The sequence below is a fragment of the Lacrimispora sp. genome, from assembly GCF_046972725.1.
Lineage (GTDB): Bacteria > Bacillota > Clostridia > Lachnospirales > Lachnospiraceae > Lacrimispora.
Map to the genome: position 1 here is coordinate 153,553 of NZ_JBKVXF010000003.1, position 22,148 is coordinate 175,700.

The window sequence follows — 22,148 nt, forward strand, 5'->3', positions numbered from 1 at the left end:
CTGGTACCAGGATTCCATGGATATGGCTCAACAGATAAATCGGTTTCAATACCTACGGTGACTAAGGCGTCTACGGCAGAAGTAGACGCTTTTTGTATTCTCATAAAACATGTGATGGAGGATCGGATATGGAAAAACAAGGAGTCGGGACAACACTGAAACGGACACTGAAAACAAAAGATTTGATTATTTACGGTTTAATATTTATGATTCCTCTGGCGCCGGCCGCCATGTACGGCACCTTTTTGGCTCCCGCAGGAGGAATGGTGGCACTCTGTTATCTGATTGGAATGATAGCAATGTTTTTTACTGGTTTAAGCTATAAGTTCATGTCACAGAAATATCCCCTGGCGGGTTCCGTCTATGTATACGTACAGAAGGGAATATCTCCTGCCTTCGGGTTCCTTACCGGCTGGTCCATACTGCTTGATTATATTTTGCTTCCGGCCACAGTCGTTATCATCGGAAGTTCCTTTGCCAACGCCATGCTTCCGGCAGTTCCTGCCTGGATATGGGTGATCCTGTTCATCGCGTTCAGTACCGTTACCAATATCATCGGTGTGGATATTATGTCAAAATGCAGCTGGATCTTATTCGCCCTCCAGATCGTTGTTATTCTTGCATTTGTATTCTGCACCATCCGTTTAATGATGAATGGAACCCTTCATTTTAATACTCTTTCCTTTTACAACCCTGAGAAATTTCATATATCCGGCATTCTGCGGGCAACGGGAATCGTCATACTCAGTTACTTAGGCTTTGATGCCATCAGCACGCTGGCAGAAGAAACCATCAATCCGGAAAAAGCTGTAGGAAAAGCAATTATCTGTGCAATTTTAATCATTGGAGCGATCTTCATTGTCATTACCTTATTTGCAGGAATCGCATATCCCAATTATGAAGAACTGAACGTGGATACGGCTTTCATTGATGTCATTGGTTTTGTAGGAGGCAAATGGCTGACGGCCCTTACTTCCTTTACCCTGGTTCTGTCCTTTGGAGTTGCCACCACACAGGCGTCCCATACGGCCATTTCCAGAGTGCTTTTTGCAATGGGCCGTGATGGAGTCCTTCCAAAACAGTTATCCTATGTCAGCAGGAAATATCACACCCCGTTTGTAGCTACCATATTCGTTGGAATCGTTATTACCCCCATTTCTATCTTCTGCTCCCTGGGACTGATCTCCACCATGGTCAGCTTTGGCGCCCTCTTTGGATTTATACTGCTGAACTGTGCGGTCATATTAAAGTTTTTTATTCAGGATCAGGAGCCAGGAAAAAGACGGAAGGGAAAAGCCGTTCTCCAGTATCTGATCTGTCCGCTTATGGGTCTTCTTGTAACTCTGTGGATTTTTATTAACCTTGGAGTCAATGCCCATCTGGTTGGATTTTTATGGCTTGCAGCCGGATTTTTATATCTGGTCTGCGTAACCCGGTTCTTCAGCAGTCCGGTTCCCCAGCTTGATATGACTTAAGGAAGGAATGGCTTTTATGCTCACACCGCGGCTTGATATTTATACTCTGGTTCCGTATAATAGGAACAATGATATGAAACGATTGAATGTAGAAACCAAGTTTAAATAATGTTCGGAGAAAGCCATGGGTACCCATCAAAAATATATGAACCGTTATGCCACTAGCATCAGGCACAACGGAGAGATCGCAAAATATTTTCTGGAAGAAGAATATGCCACCGGAACCATTATCCGCTGTGAACTGGCCGCGGGAATGGAGATGCTTTTCTTTGATTATCATGTGAGAAAAGACCAGGTCATGGCGGACTTTGAAAAGGGAAATATTCTGGAAATCTTTTATTGTCTTCAGGGCAGTGTGGAGATGAAATACGGCAGCAATACCATAGAATTAAAAGAAAACGGAATTGGCATCTATGATTTTAATTCCTGTCCCGATGAGGTACGGTTAAAAAAAGGCAGTGTAAAGGGGATCAGCCTGCTGTTGGACGGAGAAGATGCGGATGGGGTCATCAGCCGGTATTTCAGCGCTAAATCCGTGACCTTCAAGACGCTGCAGGAAGAGATTGCAAAGGAGCAGCGGCTGCTTCTGACCTTCGGTAACGGGAATTTAACTTCGGTATTCCTGGAGATTGCAGAAAATCCGTTTGATTATGAGAAAGAATACCTGCTTTTAAAAGCATTGGAACTCATATGGATCAGTAGTCACTGTATAAAAAAAGACAGAAAAAACCAGGAAGAGAAAAGATCCCGCACCAACCGTTACCGCATGTTTGAAAAGGCTGTTCTGTACATGGAATACCACATCAGCGATGACTTTACCATGGAGGAACTGGCAGAAGAAATGGGCATTGCCAAAAAGGTGTTAAACCAGTTGTTTACAGACTATGCCAATCACTCGGCATTCGCCCATTTAAAGGAATTAAGGCTTCAAAAAGCAAAAGAGCTTTTGCTTCAGACGGACAGCACAATCACGGAGGTAGCCGGAGAGGTGGGCTGGACCAATGCCAGCAAATTTACAGCCTCCTTCAAATCAAGATTCGGACTCACGCCTCAGGAGTGCAGGAAAGAAAATAAATACAAATAAACCGGAATGATTGGATTGATTTCGGTATAAATGGAGTTGCTGACAATACAAATGGATTATAAAATATGCTATAGGTTAGATTAAACTAACTTGTGGCATATTTTTTTGTACAATCAGCAAATCAAAAGCTGGCATTCATAACAGGAGTGATGGATTATGGAAATAAAGGAACTGAAAAATTATGGGGTGGAAATGAATCTGATGTTTCAAAAGATTCCCAAAAATCACCCTGAAACAGTAAAAGAGGCAAAAAGAGCCGCAATGACTGCCATCCGAAAGCAGGTGGGGATATGGAACATGCCGGTTCTTCTTTATCTGATTGCCAAAGAAAAGAGGCGGATCTGCCGCATCCCCTTTCCGGCCAGTCATCAAATGGAGCAGAATACGGCACGGATGCTGGAACGATCCTTTTCCGGGAAAGCAGCCATGTTCTGTGCCCTGGCAAGGCTGACCGATAATCAGAAGGCCATGGACATCATGAAAGAGATTGCCGATGTCACAGCGTATGAAACGGCAATGACAGAACTTCCCAGGCCGGAAGACTTTGCTTCCGGCGGAGATGCTTTTGGGGCATTTAAAGAGTACATTCTGGAGATGTTCCGGGTAAGCAAAAAGGCGGGAATCCATGATTATGTGATTCGGGAGAACAGTGGTGACTGTCTGGAATTTGACATTACCTATTGTGCAATTTATGAATATATGAAAAAAACTGCGCCGGAGGAGGCCTGCATGGCAAACTGTTACGGAGATGATATTTTATTTCCCCGCTTATGCCCTCAGATTGGGACTTGCTTTAAGAGAGAGGGAAACATGGCATGCGGTCATTCCTGCTGCAATACAAGGTATGAAAGGGAGGAAAAGAACAATGAGCAGTAAAATCAATTTAAGCGGACCAAGGCTGTCTCCTCAAAATGCTGTCTGTTACTTTGCATGGAGCATCAGTGCGGGGAAGAACAGCAGGAAATATATAAAAGAAGAATTAAAGGATCAGCTGAAAAGAGTATTCAGCAATTGCCTGAGACCAGAGGAGGCAGACCGCATTTGTGCCTATCATCTGGGAAAGACAGCAGAAAAGCATGGGGATTTTCCGGTTTGGGACTATCTGATTCTTTTCCCTGTAAAGAATCAGGAATCGGCAGATCAGGCAGCGGAAATCTTAAGAAAACAAAAACTGCCCTTTGATTATCAGCCTGTCCGCATGGAACTGTTGAATACCACCCCGGAAAGTACCTATCCGGAGCCGGGGGGAAAAGCGGAAAGAAGGTGGACAAAACCATTTTTCGCCGTAGAATATGTGGATGTTTTCCCGGATCACCTTATGGAATTTCAGACCATTATGAAACACAATAACGGACCGGCTATGAGATACATTATGGAGAATAAAGGCTGGTGCTACAATTTTTATGCTCTAGAAACAGTCTTCGTCTATGATCAAAAGGAAGGTACACCTGCCTGGAACCAGATTCATGTCATCGGGTTGTATCTGGATTCCATGATCAATTATAAGAAGGATTTTGCCAAAGGCCTCCGGCATGCCGGTGATATTTCCTTTGAGGATAATTTTAACAGATTAAAACAGATAAGGACCATGAAGTTAAAGACCGTGGGAACACGGGTAGTCTAAAGAGGTCTTTATAAAAACAGAGGAGCCTCTGGCTCCTCTGTTTGTCCTTATTTACAGGCAGCGAGTGCCGCCTTATCTCCATGAATCTGTGCCGTATCAAATACTGGAAGCTGGGTATCTTCCTGGCCAATCAGCAATCCGATTTCCGTACACCCCAGTACAACGCCCTGAGCGCCCTGGTCTCCCAGCTCGCGGATAATGCGCAGGTATTCTTTCTTTGATTCTTCCGAAACGATTCCCAGACACAGTTCCTCAAAGATGACCCGGTTTATCAGTTCAATATCCTTCGGGCCGGGAACCATAACTTCTATTCCGGAATCAAGCAATTTGTCGATATAAAAGTTCTGTGTCATGGTATATTTGGTTCCAAGCAAAGCAGCTTTTGTGATGTGCTTCTGTTTTAAGGCTTCGGCAGCCGCCTCTGCAATATGCAGAATCGGAATGGTTATGCTTTCTTCCATCTGAGGAACCACCTTATGCATGGTGTTGGTGCAGATCACAATAAAATCCGCGCCTGCCTGTTCCAGCTTTTTTGCGGCAGCGCACATGATATCCGCACAGGCTTCCCATTCCCCTCTGGACTGATGTTTCTCAATTTCAAAAAAGTCAACGCTGTATAATAAGATTTTGGCGGAGTGGAGCCCGCCCAGCTGATCTTTTACGGTCTGATTGATCCGCTGATAGTAGGTCATCGTACTTTCCCAGCTCATTCCGCCGATTAAACCAATGGTCTTCAATCTGTATGCCTCCGTTTCCTGATTTTTATGTTTTTATCCTATCATAAGTACAGGCTCTTTTCTACCGGAAGGATGAATTTTGTTGAGAAAGTTTATTGGGCAAACTGGCTGTTGTAAAGCTTTTCATAAAATCCATTTTGCGCAAGAAGCTGTTCATGGGTACCCTGTTCTATAATCGTACCGTGATCCATCACAAGAATTAAGTCCGCATCCCGTATGGTAGATAATTTATGGGCGATGATAAAGCTGGTGCGGCCCTTCATTAAGTTATTCATAGCTTTTTGGATCTCAGCCTCGGTCCGGGTGTCCACACTGGAAGTAGCCTCATCAAGGATCAGAATGGCCGGGTCAGCTAAGATGGCTCTGGCTATGGTCAGCAGCTGCTTCTGTCCCTGGGATACATTGGAACCGTCTTCGTTTAAAATGGTGTCATATCCTTCCGGCAGAGTGCGGATAAAGTGGTCTGCTCTTGCAGATTTTGCTGCAGCAATGATCTCCTTTTCCCCGGCATTTGGATTGCTGTATGCAATGTTGTCCTTTATGGTACCGCCAAACAGCCAGGTATCCTGCAGCACCATGCCGAATTTGCTCCGAAGCTCTGCCCTTGACATGGATTTGATATCCATGCCGTCAATTTTAATGGAGCCGCTCTGTATTTCATAAAAACGCATCAGAAGATTGACTAAAGTGGTTTTTCCCGCTCCCGTAGGCCCTACGATGGCCACCCGGTCCCCGGCGTTGATATTGATGTTGATATCCTTCATTAAGATATGGTCATCGCTGTACCCAAACCGTACATGCTCAAACCGCACATTGCCCCTGGTATCCGGAAGAACCTCTTCACAGATATGGTCCGGAACTTCCTCCATCTGATCCATGATTTCAAAATATCTTGCAGATGCGGCAAATGCAGACTGCATGGAGCTGATGATCTGGGAACATTCAAGGACAGGTTCGGAAGCCTTATCCGAATACTGGATAAAAGCCTGAACCACACCAATGGTAAGCCGTCCCTGTATAATGGAAATAACACTAAAAACTGCAATCAGGATATATCCGAAGTTATTGATCATACGGACACAGGGAGCCACGATAAACTGGGCGATCTGGGAAGAACTGCTGTGCCTGTATAGATCCTCATTGATTTTCCGGAATGTTTTTAAGGCATTATCCTCCTGATTAAAGGCTTTGATCACCAGCTGCCCCGTAAAGGCTTCCTCAATGCTGGCATTTAATTCTCCAAGAGAGGTCTGGTATTTAAAAAAGTAATTCCTTGACTTTTTTGAAATCAGTACGGTCAGTACGGTTGCCGTTCCGATGGTCAGGAATGCGACCAGAGATAAGACCGGGCTGATAACAAGCATCATGGTCACTGCGCCGATGATGGAAATGGTGCAGCCGATCAGACGGTTGAAGCCTTCTCTTAAAGAGTCAGCCACCTTTTCCACGTCATTGGTGGCACGGCTTAAAATATCTCCCCGTTCCGTAGCATCAAAAAAGCGGAGCGGAAGGCGGTTGAGCTTATCCATCAGGGCTTCACGCATATTTAAGGTCACAGTCTCTGTAACGGCTGCCATCATATAGCTGGCAAAGTAATTGGCAATGAAGCTTAAGACATAAAGGGAAAGAAGAACGGTAAAGATCCCGCCCATGGTTTCCCAGTTCACTTGAAAACGGGTTCCCTGTGTGACTGCGGACTTAATTCCTTCCGCCAGCTGGTCCAGCGCTTTTCCCAAAAAGAAAGGGCTGGCAATAAAGAAGGCAGAGCTTAGTATGGAAGCGGTGATGATAAACACCATCATTAGCTCCATTCCGTGAAAATAGGGCAGCAGCCTGCGGATGATTCCTTTTTTACGCTGATTCATGTCCATGGTCCTCCTTTCCCTGCAATTCTTTTTCACTTAACTGGGTAGCAGCGATCTGCTGGTATATGGCACAGGTCTTCATCAGCTCTTTGTGGGTCCCAATACCAGCCACCTTACCGTCATCAAGAACGATGATCTGGTCTGCATCTAAAATGGTGCTGATCCTCTGTGCCACAAGGATGAGGGAAGAATCCTTGATTTCCGCCTTTAATGCTTTCCGGAGCATGGAATCGGTCTTAAAATCAAGGGCAGAAAAGCTGTCATCAAAGACATACACTTCCGGCTTTTTCACAAGTGCCCGGGCAATGGCGATTCTCTGCTTCTGGCCGCCGGAAAGATTGGAACCTGCCTGAGCCACATAAGAGTGATATCCATTCTCCAGCCCTTCAATAAAATCATGAGCCTGAGCCACTTTCGCAGCAGCCTGGATTTCTTCCATAGAAGCATCATTTTTTCCAAAACGGATGTTGCTTTCAATGGTTCCCCGGAATAAGAATGCTTTTTGAGGGATGAACCCGATCCGGTCCCTTAAGGTCTTTTGCGGATATTGTCTGATATCGATTCCGTTTAACAGAATCTTCCCCTCATTGATCTGGTAAAAGCGGGGGATTAAATTGGCAATGGTTGATTTTCCTGAGCCGGTGCCGCCGATGATCGCGGTGGTCTCTCCCGGCTTTGCCGTAAAGGAAAGATGGCTTAAGACCGGTTCCTCTGCATTGGCGTACATAAAGGTAACGTCCTGAAATTCCAGCGTGCCTCTTAAGCTGCTTTTAATATCTGCCGCCGGCTCATCTCTGATTTCCGGAGTCAGGTTCAGGACCTCATTGATCCGCTCTGCACTGCTTAAGGCGCGTGGAATCTCCATAAAGCCCATAACTGCCATAACACCGCAGAATAAAATAATGGTTAAATACTCAATCAAGGCAAAAATGCTTCCGATCTCCATAGACCCGGCGGTTACCTGGATGCCGCCAAACCATATGACAGAAGCAACGCTTAAGTCCAGAATGAGAAACAGGGAAGGAAGTAAGATGGCAAAGACTCTGCCGGTCTTTACTGCAACATCACGGTAATCATGACAGGAATCCACAAAACGTTTTTTCTCAAACTCTTCCCGGTTAAAGGCGCGGATCACCCGGACACCCGTAATTCCTTCCCGGAGCACATAAGTCAGCTGGTCCATTCTTTTTTGAATGTGCTGGAAGAGAGGAATGGCCTTCCGCCCGATCAGGTAAGCCATTATGCCGAAAAATAAAATAACGGCAACGAAGAAAAAGGCCATGCGCACGTTGGTTCTAAAGGCCAGGGTAAGCCCTACAATTGTCATCAAAGGAGCCGGAAGAAGAATTCTTAAAAACATCATTCCGGATCTCTGGATAATGTTAATGTCATTGGTGCAGCGGGTAATCATGGAAGCGGTGCCAATCGTCTGAAAATCCGTCAGGGAATACTGCTGTGCTTTCATAAACACGGCTTCCCGCAGCTCCTTACAAAAGCCTGCCGTTGCTTTTGAAGCCATGATTGCGGAAACGATGGAGCTGAGCCCTCCGGAAACCGCGACTGCAAGCATTATGACACAGATACGGTATATGTATGGTATGTCACGGTTTGCAACTCCCACATTGATTAATTCTGCGGTCAGTGTAGGTAGCAGCATGGCAGTAAAATTATTAAAAAATAGAAATATTACGGCACCTGCCAGCATTTTTTTATGCGGCTTCATGTAATGCAGTAATTTTATCATAATCGTCCTCCTGTTCTATAATCATATCTTGACGAATTTACACAGCCATGTCATTATAAAGTATAGGGTAACCCGAAAGTCAAGAGGATTTTAGGCATTTTAGGAAATCGAAATGATAGTATAATAACAGGAGGGCAAATCATCCATGTCCGGAGAAAATAATCAATACCTTACCACAAATGAATTTGCAAAGTTATGCGGAGTCACCAGACATACGTTGTTCCATTACGATGAAATCGGTATTCTGAAACCGGAATTTGTAAAACCCAACGGATACCGTTATTATTCCTTCAAGCAGTTCTATTTATATGACATGATTTACATATTGAAGCAGGCAGGTTCTTCTCTGCGTGAAATCAAGGATTATATTGGAGATTATAACCCGGATCACTTCCTTTCTATACTGAAGCAGAAGGAAAAGCAGCTGGAAGCGGAGATAAAAAAGACGAATTTAATGAGAAATAAGATTCTTGCAACCATTGATACCACGGAAAAAGCTTTGCATTCGGTGTATGGTGTTCCATATATTGAAGAAAGCAGGGAGGAGTATTATATTGTCATAAAGATGACCGGATACGCCTCCGGAAAGGAAGAACTGGAAAAACTGAAAGAGCATTTTGAGTACTGTGATGAATTAAGCGGGGAAAGCGAACTTTTACTGGGCGCGATTATAGAAAAGAAAGACATACTATCGGAGCAGTATCAGAAGGTGGCCTATTATACCAGTAAGATACGCAGCTATATTGACAGTGAGCGTCTTCGTGTCAAGAAGGCGGGGAAATATGCGGTTGTGATCCATAAAGGACCATATAGCGAGTTGCACAAGTCTTATGAACAGCTAAGGGCCTTTATAAAAGAAAGCAAAATGGTCATTGACGGAGATTCTTATGAGGATGATATGTTAAGCCATCTGGCGGCTGTGGATTCCAATGAGTATGTAATCAAAATCCAGATTCCTGTAATTTCTGCCGGAACCTGTTGTGAACCGGATTGATTTGCGGTAGAATTTATGGGAACATAAATGGAAGGAAAGGAGGCTGCAACTCTGAAAAAGAAAAGATTATCGGGCAGAAGGCCGGAAATCATAGGAGAAGAGCTATTTAAAAAGTATGCGGTTTTGGTTCCTGTCATTGATGTTGACGGGACTCCCCATCTTTTGTTTGAAAAAAGGTCTCCAAAGTTGAGGCACCAGCCGGGGGAAATCTGCTTCCCGGGGGGGAAGCTGGAGCCGGGAGAATCACTCAAAGCCTGTGCGGTCAGAGAGACCGTGGAGGAATTAAATGTCCGTTACAGACAGATTAAAGTCATGGGACCTGGTGACATTTATTTGTCCCCGTTTCAGTTGATGATCCATTCATTTATCGGAACGATAGAGGATTATCATGATACATTCAGTACCGATGAAGTGGAGGCAATCGTAAAAGTGCCTCTTGAATTTTTTATAAACAACCAGCCAAGAACCTATATGAGCCAGCTGGTCCAAAAACTGCCGGAAGACTTTCCTTATGAATGGATACCGGGCGGAGAAAAATATCCGTGGGCCAATGGGGACCATGAGATATTATTTTACCAGTACGGTCCGGTTACGATTTGGGGCATGACAGCCCAGATCGCCAGGTCGGCAGTGGAATTGATGAAAGAATACTGCATCCGGTAAAGAGGTGGATGCAAAGCGTTATGGACAAAAGGAAAAAACAGCAAAAGGAGATTTTCCATGCATTATTTATTTTTAGGAACTGCCATTGCACTGGAGCTTGTGGCAACTACCTTATTAAAATATTCTGACGGTTTTAAGCGCCTGGTCCCTACATTAAGCTGTATTCTGGCTTATATTCTATGTTTTTACTTACTGTCAAGAGCCCTTGATAAGATCAATTTAGGCGTTGCATATGCCACCTGGTCCGGGATCGGGATCGTGGCAACTACGGTTATTTCCGCTGTTCTGTTTAAGCAGGGAGTCTCGCTTGCAGGTGTGATCGGAATTATTTTAATCATCGCCGGCTGTGTTCTTTTAAATATGTTTGGAGCTGTTCATTGATGCAGGAACTGGAATCCATATAATACCAGTGAAAGAACAAGTAAAATATCTCTTTCCCAATGGCTGATAAAATGGTAGTATAAACATACCATTCTTCTATAACAAGGAGCTTAGAATATGAAACACATAATTGATAAACTGTATCAGACACATAACCTGGAGAAAGATGAATTCATTGAGCTGTTAGAGAATTACGACCAGGAGACAAGCGATTATTTATTTTCCCTTGCAAGAACCTATAGTGAGAAATATTTTGATAAGGAAGTTTATATCAGGGGGCTGATTGAATTTACCAATTACTGCAAGAATGACTGTTATTACTGCGGAATCAGAAGAGGGAACCAGCATGCGGACCGGTACCGTCTGAATAAGGAGGAAATCCTTTCCTGCTGTAAGAGCGGACATGAGCTGGGATTTCGGACCTTTGTGCTTCAGGGCGGAGAAGATCCTTATTATACGGATGAGGTCATGGTGGATATTATTGAGGCCATCCGGAAGGGATATCCGGATTGTGCCATCACCCTTTCCATCGGGGAAAAGACCTATGACCAGTACTTAAAATACTATGAAGCAGGAGCGGACCGTTTCCTTCTTCGCCATGAAACAGCGGATGAGATTCATTATTCCAGGCTTCATCCTTCTTCCCTGTCCTTGGCAAACCGGAAGGAATGTCTGCGGAATTTAAAAAAGATCGGTTATCAGGTGGGAACCGGATTTATGGTAGGCTCTCCCTATCAGACGGCGGAGTGCATTGCTGAGGATCTGGAATTTATCAGGGAACTGTCGCCTCATATGGTGGGGATCGGGCCGTTTATTCCTCATAAAGACACTCCATTTAGGGATTTTCCGGCGGGAAGCGTTGACTTAACCTTATTTCTCATCGGAATATTAAGACTTATGCTCCCCAATGCCCTGCTTCCTTCCACCACAGCCCTTGGAACCCTGGACCCAAAGGGAAGGGAAAAAGGCATTCTCTCCGGCTCCAACGTACTGATGCCCAATTTATCCCCTATAGGAGTACGGAAAAAATATGAGCTTTATGACAACAAAATCTGTACCGGGGAAGAGGCCGCAGAATGCAATGTCTGCTTAAGAAACCGGGTTTCTTCCATTGGTTATGAAATCGTGGAAAAACGAGGGGATTTTGTAGAGATATGACGGATAGACGATATTTACAAACTTTTGTGACGAATAACCACTTTTTTTGATTATTATAACGGAAACGCCCATCCACTTTGCATATTTTAAAGAACAATATGAAAATTATTCCGAAAATGAAAGCTGCTATTCTCATATAAATAGAAAATGGTTCAAAAAATGTCAAATAGATGTTGTTGCGTATCTGGTATGAACTCTATATAATTATGGCGATGTAGAGGCATGCAGTACAGGATACGAAAACAGAATATAGGTACTATATGAGGAGAGCAGCAATGAAGAAGAAGCTATTTTGGATCGCAGTGGGGCAGTTTATCTCTGCATGTGCGTATTGTCAGATACTAAATACCAATAATTTAGTAGCGACCGGGTTGGGGGGGCTTGCGGCAGTCATCAACCGGCTGACCGGAGCAGATGTCCAGTTTCTGCTGGTGTTTATGGCGTTGCCGATTTTTGTCTGGTCGTTTTTTAGCTATAATAAAAAACAGATTTTTTATGCCGGATTCAGTTATTTTATGTTTACCTTTTATGTGGGAATTGTAAACCGGTATTTGCCGCCGCTTTATACCGACCCCATAGCAGCAGCGGTCAGCGGTGGAGTCGTAGGTGGAATTGCCGGCGGAATTATTATGAAGCAGCGGGTAGCCAACGGTCCGGAATCCATTGTGGCTTTGTACCTAAAGGAGAAAAAGGGCATTTCAGTAGGAACCTACTATATGATCATTAATTCCGTTGTCATTGGCTCCTCTATTATATATGGAGACGTTACAATGATCATTTATTCACTGATCTGTACATTTGTACAGAGTGCGGTAACGGATAAGCTGATTATGGGATTTGAAAAGTATTATAATGTGAGCATTATGTCGGACCAGTATCTGGAGATCACCCAGTTCATTCGGGACGAATTGAACCGGGGCGCTACATTTATTCAGGCAATGGATACTACCAATGTAAAGAAAAAAATCCTTATTCAGTCTGTCTTGAGCCAGCAGGAACTGATTGCCATAAGAGACTATGTAAAATCTTTTCAGGATGACAGCTTTATCTGCGCCAGCAGAAGCAACAGCATCATCGGAAGAGGCTTTGATGTGGAATAAACCATAAAGATGTCTGTAAAAGACTTACCGGGGGTATCCTGCCGGTAGGTCTTTTTTTGCCGTACCGGTGTCCTGCTCTTTCTGGTTGTATAAATCTGAAAGTTCTCTTATAATGAAAGGTAACAGGGGCAGAAATCAAAACAGAAACCGGAAACAGCCGTTTCTCCTGTCTGTATTTGGAGTGGCCGGCTGTTTCAACAGGAATCTAGAAAGTGAGTACCTGAACGAGAAAAGCAGGGGTCTGTGGCGGAATACTGTCGGTCTGAAAATCTCCGTATTCCACACGGACCAGTTGACCGGGCTGAAATGAATCCAGGGAAATGGCATTGCCGCTTTGATCGATCAACTGGGTCCTGTTGGAGATGACGAACCGGATCTGATCTGCAATGTTGTTGGGGTTTCCGGTATAGAGAAAACCGCTGGCCGGATCTGTATAAGCAACACGGTCTGTAAGGGTACGGATGCTGGGAGCAGGTAAAAATGCCACGATCCGGTATCCGTTTGACTGAGGGGGAATGCTTCTTGTCATGGAGGCGGAAAACCAGGCATCGATTCTCATCCCTTTGATGATCCTGCATAAACTGATGGGTTCATTGAACTGGTTGGTCAGTATTGTATCCCAGCCTACATTTAACTGGAGAAGCTCGGTAAAATGCATATTGTTTTCCCCTGTGACCAGGTAAGAGATCAGGATATAACCGGTCCTGCTGTCAGGGGTATTGACCTCCTCCACCAGAACATTTTGAGCCTGCATGATGTCTCCGGCCTGGGTTATGGTTCCTCTCATATCGCTATTTCTTTCACTCATATTCGGCTCCTGTATCAAATAATTGTGTACTATTATATGCGGATGAAACAAAATGTTTGAAAGAGTCATGATAAAATAAAGAAAGAGGGGTTTAAATGGAAAAAATCAAAAGGAGTTATCAGAGGGTGGTGCTGGCCTATTTCTCAGGAACAGGCGGAACAGAGTATGCGGCAGAGTCCATGGAACGCCAGCTAAAAGAGCAGGGGATCAAGGTTACGAAAAAGAATATTGCAAAAGATCCGGATATCAGCAAAGAGAAATGGGACTTATTGATCATTCTTTCTCCGGTCTACGCATTCCGCCTGGCGGAACTGACGGAACAATGGGTAAAAAAGCTGCCCAGTGGAAATCATAAGCCGGCAGCAATTCTTTCGGTCTCCGGCGGCGGGGAAGTCTCTCCCAATACGGCCTGCCGTGTTCCCTGCAAAAAGCATTTGAAGAAAAGAAACTATGATGTTGTTTATGAGGCAATGCTTGTCATGCCGTCTAATTTTGCTGCTCAGGCTGAAAGTCAGATAAACCTTGCTCTTTTTACCGTTCTTCCCGATAAGATAAGGGGGATTATTAAGGATTTGATGGAAGGAAAGAAACGGCTGACGACGCCCCAGGGAAAAGACCGTTTGATTACTGCATTTGGAATCGCAGAGCATATGGGAGCCAGGATTTTCGGCTCCAGGCTCACCGCTAATTCAGACTGTAACCAGTGCGGTCAGTGTATCCGGGAATGTCCCAAAAAGAATATCCGCATGAAACACGGAAGGCCCGGATTTGGATTCCGGTGCATGTGGTGCATGAAATGCATTTATGCCTGCAGCCGGAGCGCAATTGTTCCGGGAGTCATGAAATCGGCTGTGTTAAAAGATGGATTTGACATAAAAAGCATGAGCCGGAAGGCAAATCAAAAACCACCCAAAGCAAAATATAATGCCGCTTCGGACCAGCAGTGGAGCGGGGTCATCAAATACTTAAATGAATAACAGAGAATTGAAAGGAGAATAAAATGCCAGACGAAATGTTAGAAATCCTGAAACGAAGAAGATCCATCCGAAAGTTTAGGGAAGAAAAACTTACAAAAGAAGAGGTGGAGAAAATATTAAAAGCCGGTCTTCTGGCTCCCTCTTCTAAAAATAAAAAACCGGTGGAACTGATTCTGGTAGAAGATCCCCATACCATTCAAGCATTAAAGAACTGCAAAAATATGGGAACTGCAGGGTTAGACAGTGCGGCCTGCGCCATTGTTGTGACTGCAGACAGCCGGAAAAGTGACGTATGGGTGGAAGATGCCTCCATTGCGGCTACGATGATGATGCTGGAAGCGGAAAGCCTTTCCCTGGGATCTGTCTGGATCCAGATCCGCAACCGCCAGAGCGCGTCAGCTGATGCTGAGATAGAAGTCCGGAACCTGTTAAATATACCGGAATCCTACGGTGTTTTGAATATTCTGGCCTTTGGCCGGAAGGCAGAAGAAAAAGCGCCTTATAAAGAGGAAGATTTGCAACGGTCCTCTGTCCACAGAGAGAGGTTCTGATCCGGTCTTAGGGGGAAACGATCACCTGTTATAAATAACTAACAAAATATGACCAGAATGATTGAAGTATATTTCCATCAACCAAACGCATTGAGGAAACAAGGGCATCCCGTGGCAGTATATCAGCTTATGGGATGCTCTTTTTTTGTTTCCGGTACCCGTTTTTTCCATAATTGGATGTAACATTAAGAACTTTTCATTGATATAGCATAAGACAATTGATTATCCATGTGATATACTGATTTTGATTAGTCCGGTTTAAGTGACGGCTCTTCTGCCTTTAGAACCAGGGAATAAGGGGAAAGGGGGAATTTGTTATTCGTCGTAAATATGCAATACTTTTAACTGTAATCAGCAGTATGATCTGTGCGGTTATGGTATGTTTTTATTTGTTTTCCATTGATAAGGTCGGTGAAATATACATTGGAAAATCGAAAGAAGCAATCTACAGCATAAAGAAAGATTTTTTAAAGGATACAGTCAATAATCTGATTTCTGAAATTGATACGAAGCGAATCCGCAGATCCTTATATGAGGAAGCGTTGGTAAACCGGACATTTGCAGCCATTCATCTGAAGACGGATCTTTCGGACAAAGAATTTGCAGATTTCTTTACCGGATTTTTTATGGACAATCCCGACTATGAATCCATTACAGCCGTTCTATGGGATGAGGCAGAGAAAAAGCCGGTCTATGATCCTCATAATATTTCCGGTACCACCTGGGAAGATACGGTCTTTAAAAATTCCGAAACCTTTACCTCTTACCAGATATCCAGAAAAGGAACTTACCGGTTTCTCATCGGAGTTACAAAGGAACATACGGAAACCCTTGTAAAGGAGGAGATTTCCAATTCCGTGAAAGGAATTACCTTTGCCGGCAATTCCCATATCTGGATCAATGAGATCCTCAATTACGGGGGAGGAAAGAATTACGCAATCGGAAGGGTCTACCAGGACATGCCGGAAAATGAAGGGAAATATTTTTCCACAGATATTTCTGATGTTACGGGAAGTTTTCCTTATCTGACAGAGCTTCAGGGAATCAACCGGAACGGAGAGCTTTTTTTGACCTACCGGATCAATGATTTTGAGAAGGGAAAAGAATCGGAAAGACTGGCCTATTCCAAATTGTATAAGGATTATGACTGGGTCATCACCATGGGCATAAGCCTTGATGATCTTGATCCTTATCTGGAGCAGATTGACGGGGAAAGCGGTGATATGGTATCCAGGCTCACATTTTTGCTGGTATTATTGCTGGTACTCATTCTTTTCATTGGCCTGAGTTCTGTTTCCATGATTGAGAATCTATATCATTGGAAGACAAAGCACCTGATGGAATCGGAGCTGAACGTGGACTCTCTGACCGGAGCCGGAACCAGAAGAAGCGGAGAGAAGGATTTGCAGGAGGCATTTAACAAATATAAGAAGCTGGGAGAAGGACCGGGAATCATGATGTGTGACCTGGATCATTTTAAAGACATCAATGATAAACATGGACACTCAGCCGGCGATCTGGTGCTGGAAGAATTTGTCAATGTGACAAAAGATTTTTTAAGAAGCTCTGATAAGATTATCCGCTGGGGTGGAGATGAGTTCATTATGATCCTGTACGGAATGAAAGAAAAGGCAGTTGTTGATTTTTGTGATAAATATTTGGCTAAAATTGCCGATTTAAAAGTAGGGGATGCAAACGGGGAATTAACCATCAACGTTTCTGTAGGCATATCTTTTTTCAGAGATACGGACAAAGATTATAGTGAAGCGGTAAAACGTGCCGATGAAGCTCTGTATCAGTCCAAGGAAAAAGGGCGCAACCAGGCATGCATCATCAAATAAACAAAAGAAAAGGACCGGACAAATGATCTTCCGGTCAGAAAAGGGGCAAAGTATGAGAATAGAAGCAAAGGAATATGAGGTACACGGTTTAGACTATACCATTCGGTCCGCTGCAGAATCTGATGCAGCATATTTGCCGGAGCTGGGAGTCATAATTGACGGAGAAACCGAATTTTTAGACAGGGAAGCCGGAGAAAATTTATTGAGTCAGGCCGATTGGAGCCAGATGATCAAAGAAGACACTGCGGCTCCAAACCATCTCTTTCTGGTGGCTGCGGTGGATGATATACCCATAGGGTTTGCCAGATGCGAAGGCAGTTCATTAAGACGCTTATTTCATAAGGTGACTTTTGGGGTATGTGTCAGGAAAGATTACTGGAGACACAGGATCGGTAAGAACCTTCTTGGCCAGGCCATTGCCTGGGCAGATAAAAGCGGAATCAAAAAGATGGAATTAAAAGTCCTGGAAACCAATAAAAAGGCGATTCTTCTGTATATGGATATGGGATTTAAAGTGGAGGGAGTGCTGAGAAATGATAAGCTTCTTTCTGACGGCCGCTTTTATGATACCATTGTCATGGGCAGAATATCTTCTGTGATTTAGGAAATGGAAAAAACGTTCAAAGGCCCGGGTGTTATTGAAATTGTCGGATTATTCTGTTATAAATAGAGTATGGCATACACGGTATGCCCTATCCTGTGGAACGAAAGGAGAATGATAATGATACATCCTATGTTTCTATGTCATGGAGCACCGGACCTTGTATTAAAAGACAATGAATTTACCCGTTTATTAAAAACGATTGGAACCCAGTATAAACCAAAAGCCATAATACTGTTTACGGCACACTGGGAAACAGAGGTCACAGCGATTTCTTCCATTGAAGGAACCTATGATATGATTTACGATTTCTATGGTTTTCCAGCAGAACTTTACCGGAAACAGTACCCGGCAAAAGGTTCCCCGGAACTGGCAAAAAGGATAAAGCAGCTGTTGGAGGCTAAAAAAATTCCATCGAATCTTGATGAAAAAAGGGGGCTGGATCACGGAACCTGGTCCCTGCTTTCCATGATGTATCCAAATGCGGAGATTCCGGTGGTTCAGATATCCATCAATCCATTTCGGCCCATGGAAGAACAATTTTGCATTGGCGAAGCCTTAAGCTCTCTGCCTGAAGAAGATATCCTTATCATCGGAAGCGGTTCCACCGTACACAATCTGGCAACCTTAAAAGGAGATGCAAGGGAACCGGAATCCTGGGCGGTGGAATTTGATGACTGGCTGATTGATAAGGTAGAACATGCAAGCCTTGAGGAATTGTATAATTATCAGACGCTCGCTCCTCATGTAAGGCTCGCGGTACCCAGAGAAGAACATATAGTTCCTCTCTTTATTGCAATGGGCAGCGGACAGACAGAGACGAAAAAGCTGCTGCACCGGAGCTATGCCTATGGCACCCTTACTTATCTGGGGTTTGAATTTTAAATACGGAAGCAAAAAGACGGTCCATGTGTAATTGACCGTCTTTTTGCTTCCGTTATGTAAAACGTTCCGAAATCGAAGATGGTTCCAAAACCATGCCCTCCTCCTCGTTTAAGTAATATAAGCTGTTGAACTTTTCAATAGCCGCTTTTTTCTGTTCCATCAGAGAATGGGCATACACATTCAATGTGATGGAAACACTGGAATGACCTAAAAGTTCGCTTATGGTTTTGATATCCACTCCAAGTTCCAGGGCCCGGGTGGCAAAGGTATGGCGGATGGCATGGAATTTCCGATCGGAAACAGCGGCTTTTTTTAATATCCTTTTATAAAGTTTCTGAAAACGGCGGGGATCATAGGGTGTCTGTCTGCCGGAAAGTATATAAGAATTCTCTGCGGACTGTCTGTAACATTCCCGTAACATGCCGATTAAAAATCCCGGCAATGGAATCTTTCTTAAGGATTTGCGGCTTTTTGGAGATCCTACAAAGAGAGCGGTCTTGTCCTCCCCGTCTTCAAAGTTACGGACACGGGATACCGTGCGTTTCACGGTTAAGGTGCCGGTTTCCATGTCAATATCCTTCCATTTAAGACCGCACAGTTCCCCAAGGCGGATGCCCGTATAAAAGCACAGAATGATTAAAGCGGCCCGCTTGTCCCTGTCATGTAAGGCCGTATGTTCCACCAGACGCTGTTCCTTCATGGTAAATACCTCCACTTCCTTATCTGCCGGTTTGGGAGGTTTGATGTGTTCAAGCATGGGAGCACATTGGGGAGAATTTTTCAAAATTTCCTTTAACGCGATCTTATAGATGGTCAGATTCTTCTTTTTGGAAGAATCCGCAAGCTCGGTTTCCTCTTTGATCAGCTTTGTAAAACGTATGACCGAATCTTCCGTGATCCGGTCATAACAGTTCTTTTCATAAAACGGTATGACGTACTTGGTTATGCAGCGGTAGTAGCTTTCAAAAGTAGAAGGTTTTACTCTGGAAGCAGTTTCTTCCAGCCATTCTTTAAATAAGCAGGCTGCACTCTGGGAACCGCCGGTCAGCAGTTTCTTTTCCTGCCTAGCAGTTTCCGCAGCGTTTCTCATCTTTTCTTTTACGCCTTTGTAGGTCTGATCATAAAAATACTGGTATTTTCCGTCTTTTTTTAATCGCCTTCCTTCCCACCTGCCATCCTTTCGTTTATAAATGTTTTCTCCTCTTCTTGGCATGGCAAAACTCCTTTTACTTATAATGATTTATTATAAGACGAATTTTGCTGGAAATTATTTACCAAATATTACCATATATTGGGTTAAAACATTCATATATAAACATTTTACTGTTTTAAGCCGTTCAGTATAAAGCGGAAGGCTGAATCTATCATTTCCTCTGAATGAATCCCGTATTTTATGGATAATGCCTGAGGGGAGCGCAGCAGTCCCAATACAATATGCAGCCCTGCATACGTTAAGGCTACGGCCGTTGTTTCCGCATCCAGGTCTTCTCTGACCGAACCGTCATTAAAATTTTTACATAGAAACCGAACCGTATCCTTAGATCCAAAGTCCCCTTTTTGAAATACTTTCTGATAATGTTCGGAGGAACGTCTGCTTGTTTCGTGCTGCCAGCTGTCATAAAAGATGCTGAAGAACTTAAACCAGTCCGGATCAGTCCGGTATTTTTCCTGCAAAAAATGAAAATAGGCATGAAAGCGGTCATAGGTAGTGTGACGGGAGTTAGAAAAGCTTTGATACATTCCCTCGCTTAGAATTTGCATCTTCTTATGGTAGATGCTCCAAAGGAGTTCATCTTTATCTTTGTAATACTTATATAAGGTAGAACGGGTGACACCGCAGGCAGATGCAATTGCAGAAAAACTTGTTTTCTGTATTCCTTTATTAATGAAAAACTTTTCAGCCCTATGGCAGATCAGAGTATTTTGCTGTTCCTTGTGTTTGGTGTAAATGATTTCTTTTTTCAATTCTGATGAGTTCATCATTCTTTTCCCTCCTGTTGAGCTACAGAACGTGTTTGAAGGGGTCATAAAGTGCCTCATTTCGTATTATAAAGTATCCGAGTGCTCCGTACATGAATTCCGAGTAAAGAACACGTAAAATCCGTCAGGATTGTACAAAATTCGACAAAATTAAGTTTATTTTACTTATGTTTTACCCCTTGTATATTGTTATTAGGCTGCAGGTTCGTTAAACTGCGATAGTAATTACGTACGTCTGCAGAAAGGAATCAATATGATTGTAAAAGAATTATACAAAACATCGGGACAGCTCTCTGCCGGATATCAGGGGCATATTGCTTATTCTTTTTTTCTACCTAAAAGTGTGGAAGCTCTGGATATTTCCTTTGAGTTTGACAAGAGAGAGCCTTTAAAAAATTTGGAAGAGCTGAAAAAACAGGGAATGAGGGCCGTACTATGTAATATGCCGGATCTGGAAATGGATGAAAGCATGGAACAGCGCTTTTTAAAGATGCCAAAGAGTGAAATCAATGTATCTGTATTCCATAACGGAGCTTGTCTTGGAAGTGCCCACAGGAATCTTTTGTTAAAGGAAATTCATATCTCGCCTGAAGGCTCTTCCGAAGGATTTTTGCTATGGAGATTACAGGGAGGAAATCTAAGAATTGTTCTTCATGTACTGAATGTACTCAACGATGATACAAATTACAGCCTCACGGTGAAAGGAGAAGGTCATGATTTATAAAAGAGCGGAACTTCACAATCATTCCACAGAGTCAGATGGTACTATGACGATTTCACAGCTGGTTAAGTATGCTTCTGACCATAAGTTTGGAGTACTGGCAATTACAGATCATAATACCTGCTCCGGCCACAAAAAGGCGGATGAGGAAGTGAGGAAGAATAAGTTTGATATTGCCATATTAAAGGGAGTAGAAGTAACCACATTTTATGGACATATACTGGCACTTGGATTACAGCATATGATTGACTTTACAGAATTGGATCCCGATAATCCCGATGCTTTTTTTATAAAACTGAAAGCCGAAGGAGGGACGGCAGTAGGGATTGCTCATCCGTTCTGCTTAGGTGCTCCCCTGATGATTGGCTGCCGGTTTGAAATGAAGGTAAGAAACTGGTGCAATGTGAATTATATAGAAGTATTTAATACATCCTCTGGCCTGGGAGCCATGGCAGATGGTATGTCAGGCAATGAACAGGCCTTATATCTTTGGGAGGAGCTTGTGCTACAGGGATATAAAATTGCTGCTGTAACAGGAAAGGATATCCATGGAATGCCAAAAGAGGAACCTGTATTTATTACTTATGCAATGATGGAAAAGGAACCGGACAGCCTGACAGACAGTATTCTATCAGCCATTCTCCGTCAAAGTACGGTCATAACAAGAGGTCCTCTTTTTTCTTCGGAGGTTGTAAACGGCAAGTTAAAGGTCCGCTTTGATAACACTTCCACCTATTTTAACTGGGACAGGCATTATAGAGAATACCAGACGAAGCTCCAGATAAAATGGAATGACCAGACGGTGGATGAATGGGGAACTGATTTAGAGCAGGAATTTGAGATACCGTTAAAAAAAGGTACCTGTGCAGCAGTTATCAAGCTGTACGATGCTGTCTGTGATTTTGACCACCTTCTTGCAGTCGGTGCTCCTGTGAGATGGAAAGGAGAAATGGAATAAC

The 22,148-nt window shown here is 43.6% G+C and carries 22 protein-coding genes; 16 read left to right on the top strand and 6 right to left on the bottom strand.

Annotated features, from left to right (window positions below; all coding sequences use genetic code 11):
• Positions 1 to 128: 128 nt before the first annotated feature.
• The 4 genes from ACLTWA_RS13175 to ACLTWA_RS13190 all read left to right on the top strand — a co-directional run bounded on the left by ACLTWA_RS13175 (position 129) and on the right by ACLTWA_RS13190 (position 4,183).
• The gene (locus ACLTWA_RS13175) at positions 129 to 1,475 is read left to right on the top strand and encodes an APC family permease (protein WP_412328348.1); all 1,347 of its coding nucleotides are present in this window, start codon (positions 129 to 131) and stop codon (positions 1,473 to 1,475) included.
• 124 nt (positions 1,476 to 1,599) lie between these two features.
• The gene (locus ACLTWA_RS13180) at positions 1,600 to 2,559 is read left to right on the top strand and encodes a helix-turn-helix domain-containing protein (RefSeq protein ID WP_412328349.1); all 960 of its coding nucleotides are present in this window, start codon (positions 1,600 to 1,602) and stop codon (positions 2,557 to 2,559) included.
• 156 nt (positions 2,560 to 2,715) lie between these two features.
• A complete protein-coding gene (locus ACLTWA_RS13185) occupies positions 2,716 to 3,435 on the top strand; it encodes an L-2-amino-thiazoline-4-carboxylic acid hydrolase (protein WP_412328351.1) in 720 nt (239 codons plus the stop codon).
• Entirely contained in the window at positions 3,425 to 4,183 is a 759-nt protein-coding gene (locus tag ACLTWA_RS13190) for a hypothetical protein (RefSeq protein ID WP_412328353.1), read from the top strand. Before ACLTWA_RS13185 ends, ACLTWA_RS13190 begins: the two co-directional genes overlap by 11 nt.
• Before the next feature lie 47 nt (positions 4,184 to 4,230).
• Here the strand turns inward: ACLTWA_RS13190 and ACLTWA_RS13195 are convergent, their stop codons facing one another.
• The 3 genes from ACLTWA_RS13195 to ACLTWA_RS13205 all read right to left on the bottom strand — a co-directional run bounded on the left by ACLTWA_RS13195 (position 4,231) and on the right by ACLTWA_RS13205 (position 8,529).
• Entirely contained in the window at positions 4,231 to 4,920 is a 690-nt protein-coding gene (locus tag ACLTWA_RS13195; RefSeq protein ID WP_412328355.1) for an aspartate/glutamate racemase family protein, read from the bottom strand.
• Positions 4,921 to 5,012: 92 nt separating this feature from the next.
• Positions 5,013 to 6,785: an ABC transporter ATP-binding protein gene (locus ACLTWA_RS13200; RefSeq protein ID WP_412328357.1), complete on the bottom strand. Its 1,773-nt coding sequence runs from the start codon at positions 6,783 to 6,785 to the stop codon at positions 5,013 to 5,015.
• The gene (locus ACLTWA_RS13205) at positions 6,772 to 8,529 is read right to left on the bottom strand and encodes an ABC transporter ATP-binding protein (RefSeq protein ID WP_412328359.1); all 1,758 of its coding nucleotides are present in this window, start codon (positions 8,527 to 8,529) and stop codon (positions 6,772 to 6,774) included. Before ACLTWA_RS13205 ends, ACLTWA_RS13200 begins: the two co-directional genes overlap by 14 nt.
• 145 nt (positions 8,530 to 8,674) lie before the next feature.
• Here ACLTWA_RS13205 and ACLTWA_RS13210 point away from each other — a divergent pair, with 145 nt between their 5' ends.
• The 5 genes from ACLTWA_RS13210 to ACLTWA_RS13230 all read left to right on the top strand — a co-directional run bounded on the left by ACLTWA_RS13210 (position 8,675) and on the right by ACLTWA_RS13230 (position 12,825).
• Positions 8,675 to 9,523, top strand: coding sequence for a MerR family transcriptional regulator (locus ACLTWA_RS13210; RefSeq protein WP_412328360.1), 849 nt, complete (start codon positions 8,675 to 8,677; stop codon positions 9,521 to 9,523).
• A gap of 27 nt (positions 9,524 to 9,550) precedes the next feature.
• Complete coding sequence (locus tag ACLTWA_RS13215; RefSeq protein WP_412328362.1) at positions 9,551 to 10,186, top strand: NUDIX hydrolase; 636 nt, start codon at positions 9,551 to 9,553, stop codon at positions 10,184 to 10,186.
• A 57-nt stretch (positions 10,187 to 10,243) separates the two neighbouring features.
• Positions 10,244 to 10,567, top strand: coding sequence for a DMT family transporter (locus ACLTWA_RS13220; RefSeq protein ID WP_412328363.1), 324 nt, complete (start codon positions 10,244 to 10,246; stop codon positions 10,565 to 10,567).
• Between the two features lie 117 nt (positions 10,568 to 10,684).
• The gene (gene hydE, locus ACLTWA_RS13225) at positions 10,685 to 11,725 is read left to right on the top strand and encodes a [FeFe] hydrogenase H-cluster radical SAM maturase HydE (protein ID WP_412328365.1); all 1,041 of its coding nucleotides are present in this window, start codon (positions 10,685 to 10,687) and stop codon (positions 11,723 to 11,725) included.
• A 275-nt stretch (positions 11,726 to 12,000) separates the two neighbouring features.
• Complete coding sequence (locus ACLTWA_RS13230) at positions 12,001 to 12,825, top strand: YitT family protein (protein ID WP_412328366.1); 825 nt, start codon at positions 12,001 to 12,003, stop codon at positions 12,823 to 12,825.
• Between the two features lie 205 nt (positions 12,826 to 13,030).
• Here the strand turns inward: ACLTWA_RS13230 and ACLTWA_RS13235 are convergent, their stop codons facing one another.
• A complete protein-coding gene (locus tag ACLTWA_RS13235; RefSeq protein ID WP_412328367.1) occupies positions 13,031 to 13,633 on the bottom strand; it encodes a hypothetical protein in 603 nt (200 codons plus the stop codon).
• 95 nt (positions 13,634 to 13,728) lie between these two features.
• Between ACLTWA_RS13235 and ACLTWA_RS13240 the strand changes: the two genes are divergently transcribed.
• The 5 genes from ACLTWA_RS13240 (at position 13,729) to ACLTWA_RS13260 (ending at position 18,488) form a co-directional block, all read left to right on the top strand.
• Positions 13,729 to 14,610: an EFR1 family ferrodoxin gene (locus ACLTWA_RS13240; protein WP_412328369.1), complete on the top strand. Its 882-nt coding sequence runs from the start codon at positions 13,729 to 13,731 to the stop codon at positions 14,608 to 14,610.
• Between the two features lie 23 nt (positions 14,611 to 14,633).
• Positions 14,634 to 15,161 carry a nitroreductase family protein gene (locus ACLTWA_RS13245; RefSeq protein WP_412328371.1) on the top strand — a complete coding sequence of 176 codons (528 nt, stop codon included), beginning with the start codon at positions 14,634 to 14,636 and terminating at the stop codon, positions 15,159 to 15,161.
• Positions 15,162 to 15,535: 374 nt separating this feature from the next.
• Positions 15,536 to 17,002 (top strand): diguanylate cyclase domain-containing protein, encoded by a 1,467-nt coding sequence (locus tag ACLTWA_RS13250; RefSeq protein ID WP_412328372.1) that lies wholly within the window; start codon positions 15,536 to 15,538, stop codon positions 17,000 to 17,002.
• A gap of 52 nt (positions 17,003 to 17,054) precedes the next feature.
• Complete coding sequence (locus tag ACLTWA_RS13255) at positions 17,055 to 17,606, top strand: N-acetyltransferase family protein (protein ID WP_412328373.1); 552 nt, start codon at positions 17,055 to 17,057, stop codon at positions 17,604 to 17,606.
• Positions 17,607 to 17,723: 117 nt separating this feature from the next.
• Positions 17,724 to 18,488 carry a DODA-type extradiol aromatic ring-opening family dioxygenase gene (locus ACLTWA_RS13260; protein WP_412328374.1) on the top strand — a complete coding sequence of 255 codons (765 nt, stop codon included), beginning with the start codon at positions 17,724 to 17,726 and terminating at the stop codon, positions 18,486 to 18,488.
• 52 nt (positions 18,489 to 18,540) lie between these two features.
• Here ACLTWA_RS13260 and ACLTWA_RS13265 read toward each other — a convergent pair whose 3' ends face one another.
• The gene (locus ACLTWA_RS13265; RefSeq protein WP_412328375.1) at positions 18,541 to 19,701 is read right to left on the bottom strand and encodes a tyrosine-type recombinase/integrase; all 1,161 of its coding nucleotides are present in this window, start codon (positions 19,699 to 19,701) and stop codon (positions 18,541 to 18,543) included.
• A gap of 107 nt (positions 19,702 to 19,808) precedes the next feature.
• Entirely contained in the window at positions 19,809 to 20,471 is a 663-nt protein-coding gene (locus ACLTWA_RS13270) for a TetR/AcrR family transcriptional regulator (RefSeq protein WP_412328376.1), read from the bottom strand.
• A gap of 250 nt (positions 20,472 to 20,721) precedes the next feature.
• Between ACLTWA_RS13270 and ACLTWA_RS13275 the strand changes: the two genes are divergently transcribed.
• Together ACLTWA_RS13275 and ACLTWA_RS13280 are read left to right on the top strand one after the other, a co-directional pair.
• Positions 20,722 to 21,192: a DUF6669 family protein gene (locus ACLTWA_RS13275; RefSeq protein WP_412328377.1), complete on the top strand. Its 471-nt coding sequence runs from the start codon at positions 20,722 to 20,724 to the stop codon at positions 21,190 to 21,192.
• Positions 21,182 to 22,147 carry a CehA/McbA family metallohydrolase gene (locus tag ACLTWA_RS13280; protein ID WP_412328378.1) on the top strand — a complete coding sequence of 322 codons (966 nt, stop codon included), beginning with the start codon at positions 21,182 to 21,184 and terminating at the stop codon, positions 22,145 to 22,147. Before ACLTWA_RS13275 ends, ACLTWA_RS13280 begins: the two co-directional genes overlap by 11 nt.
• Position 22,148: the final 1 nt, after the last annotated feature.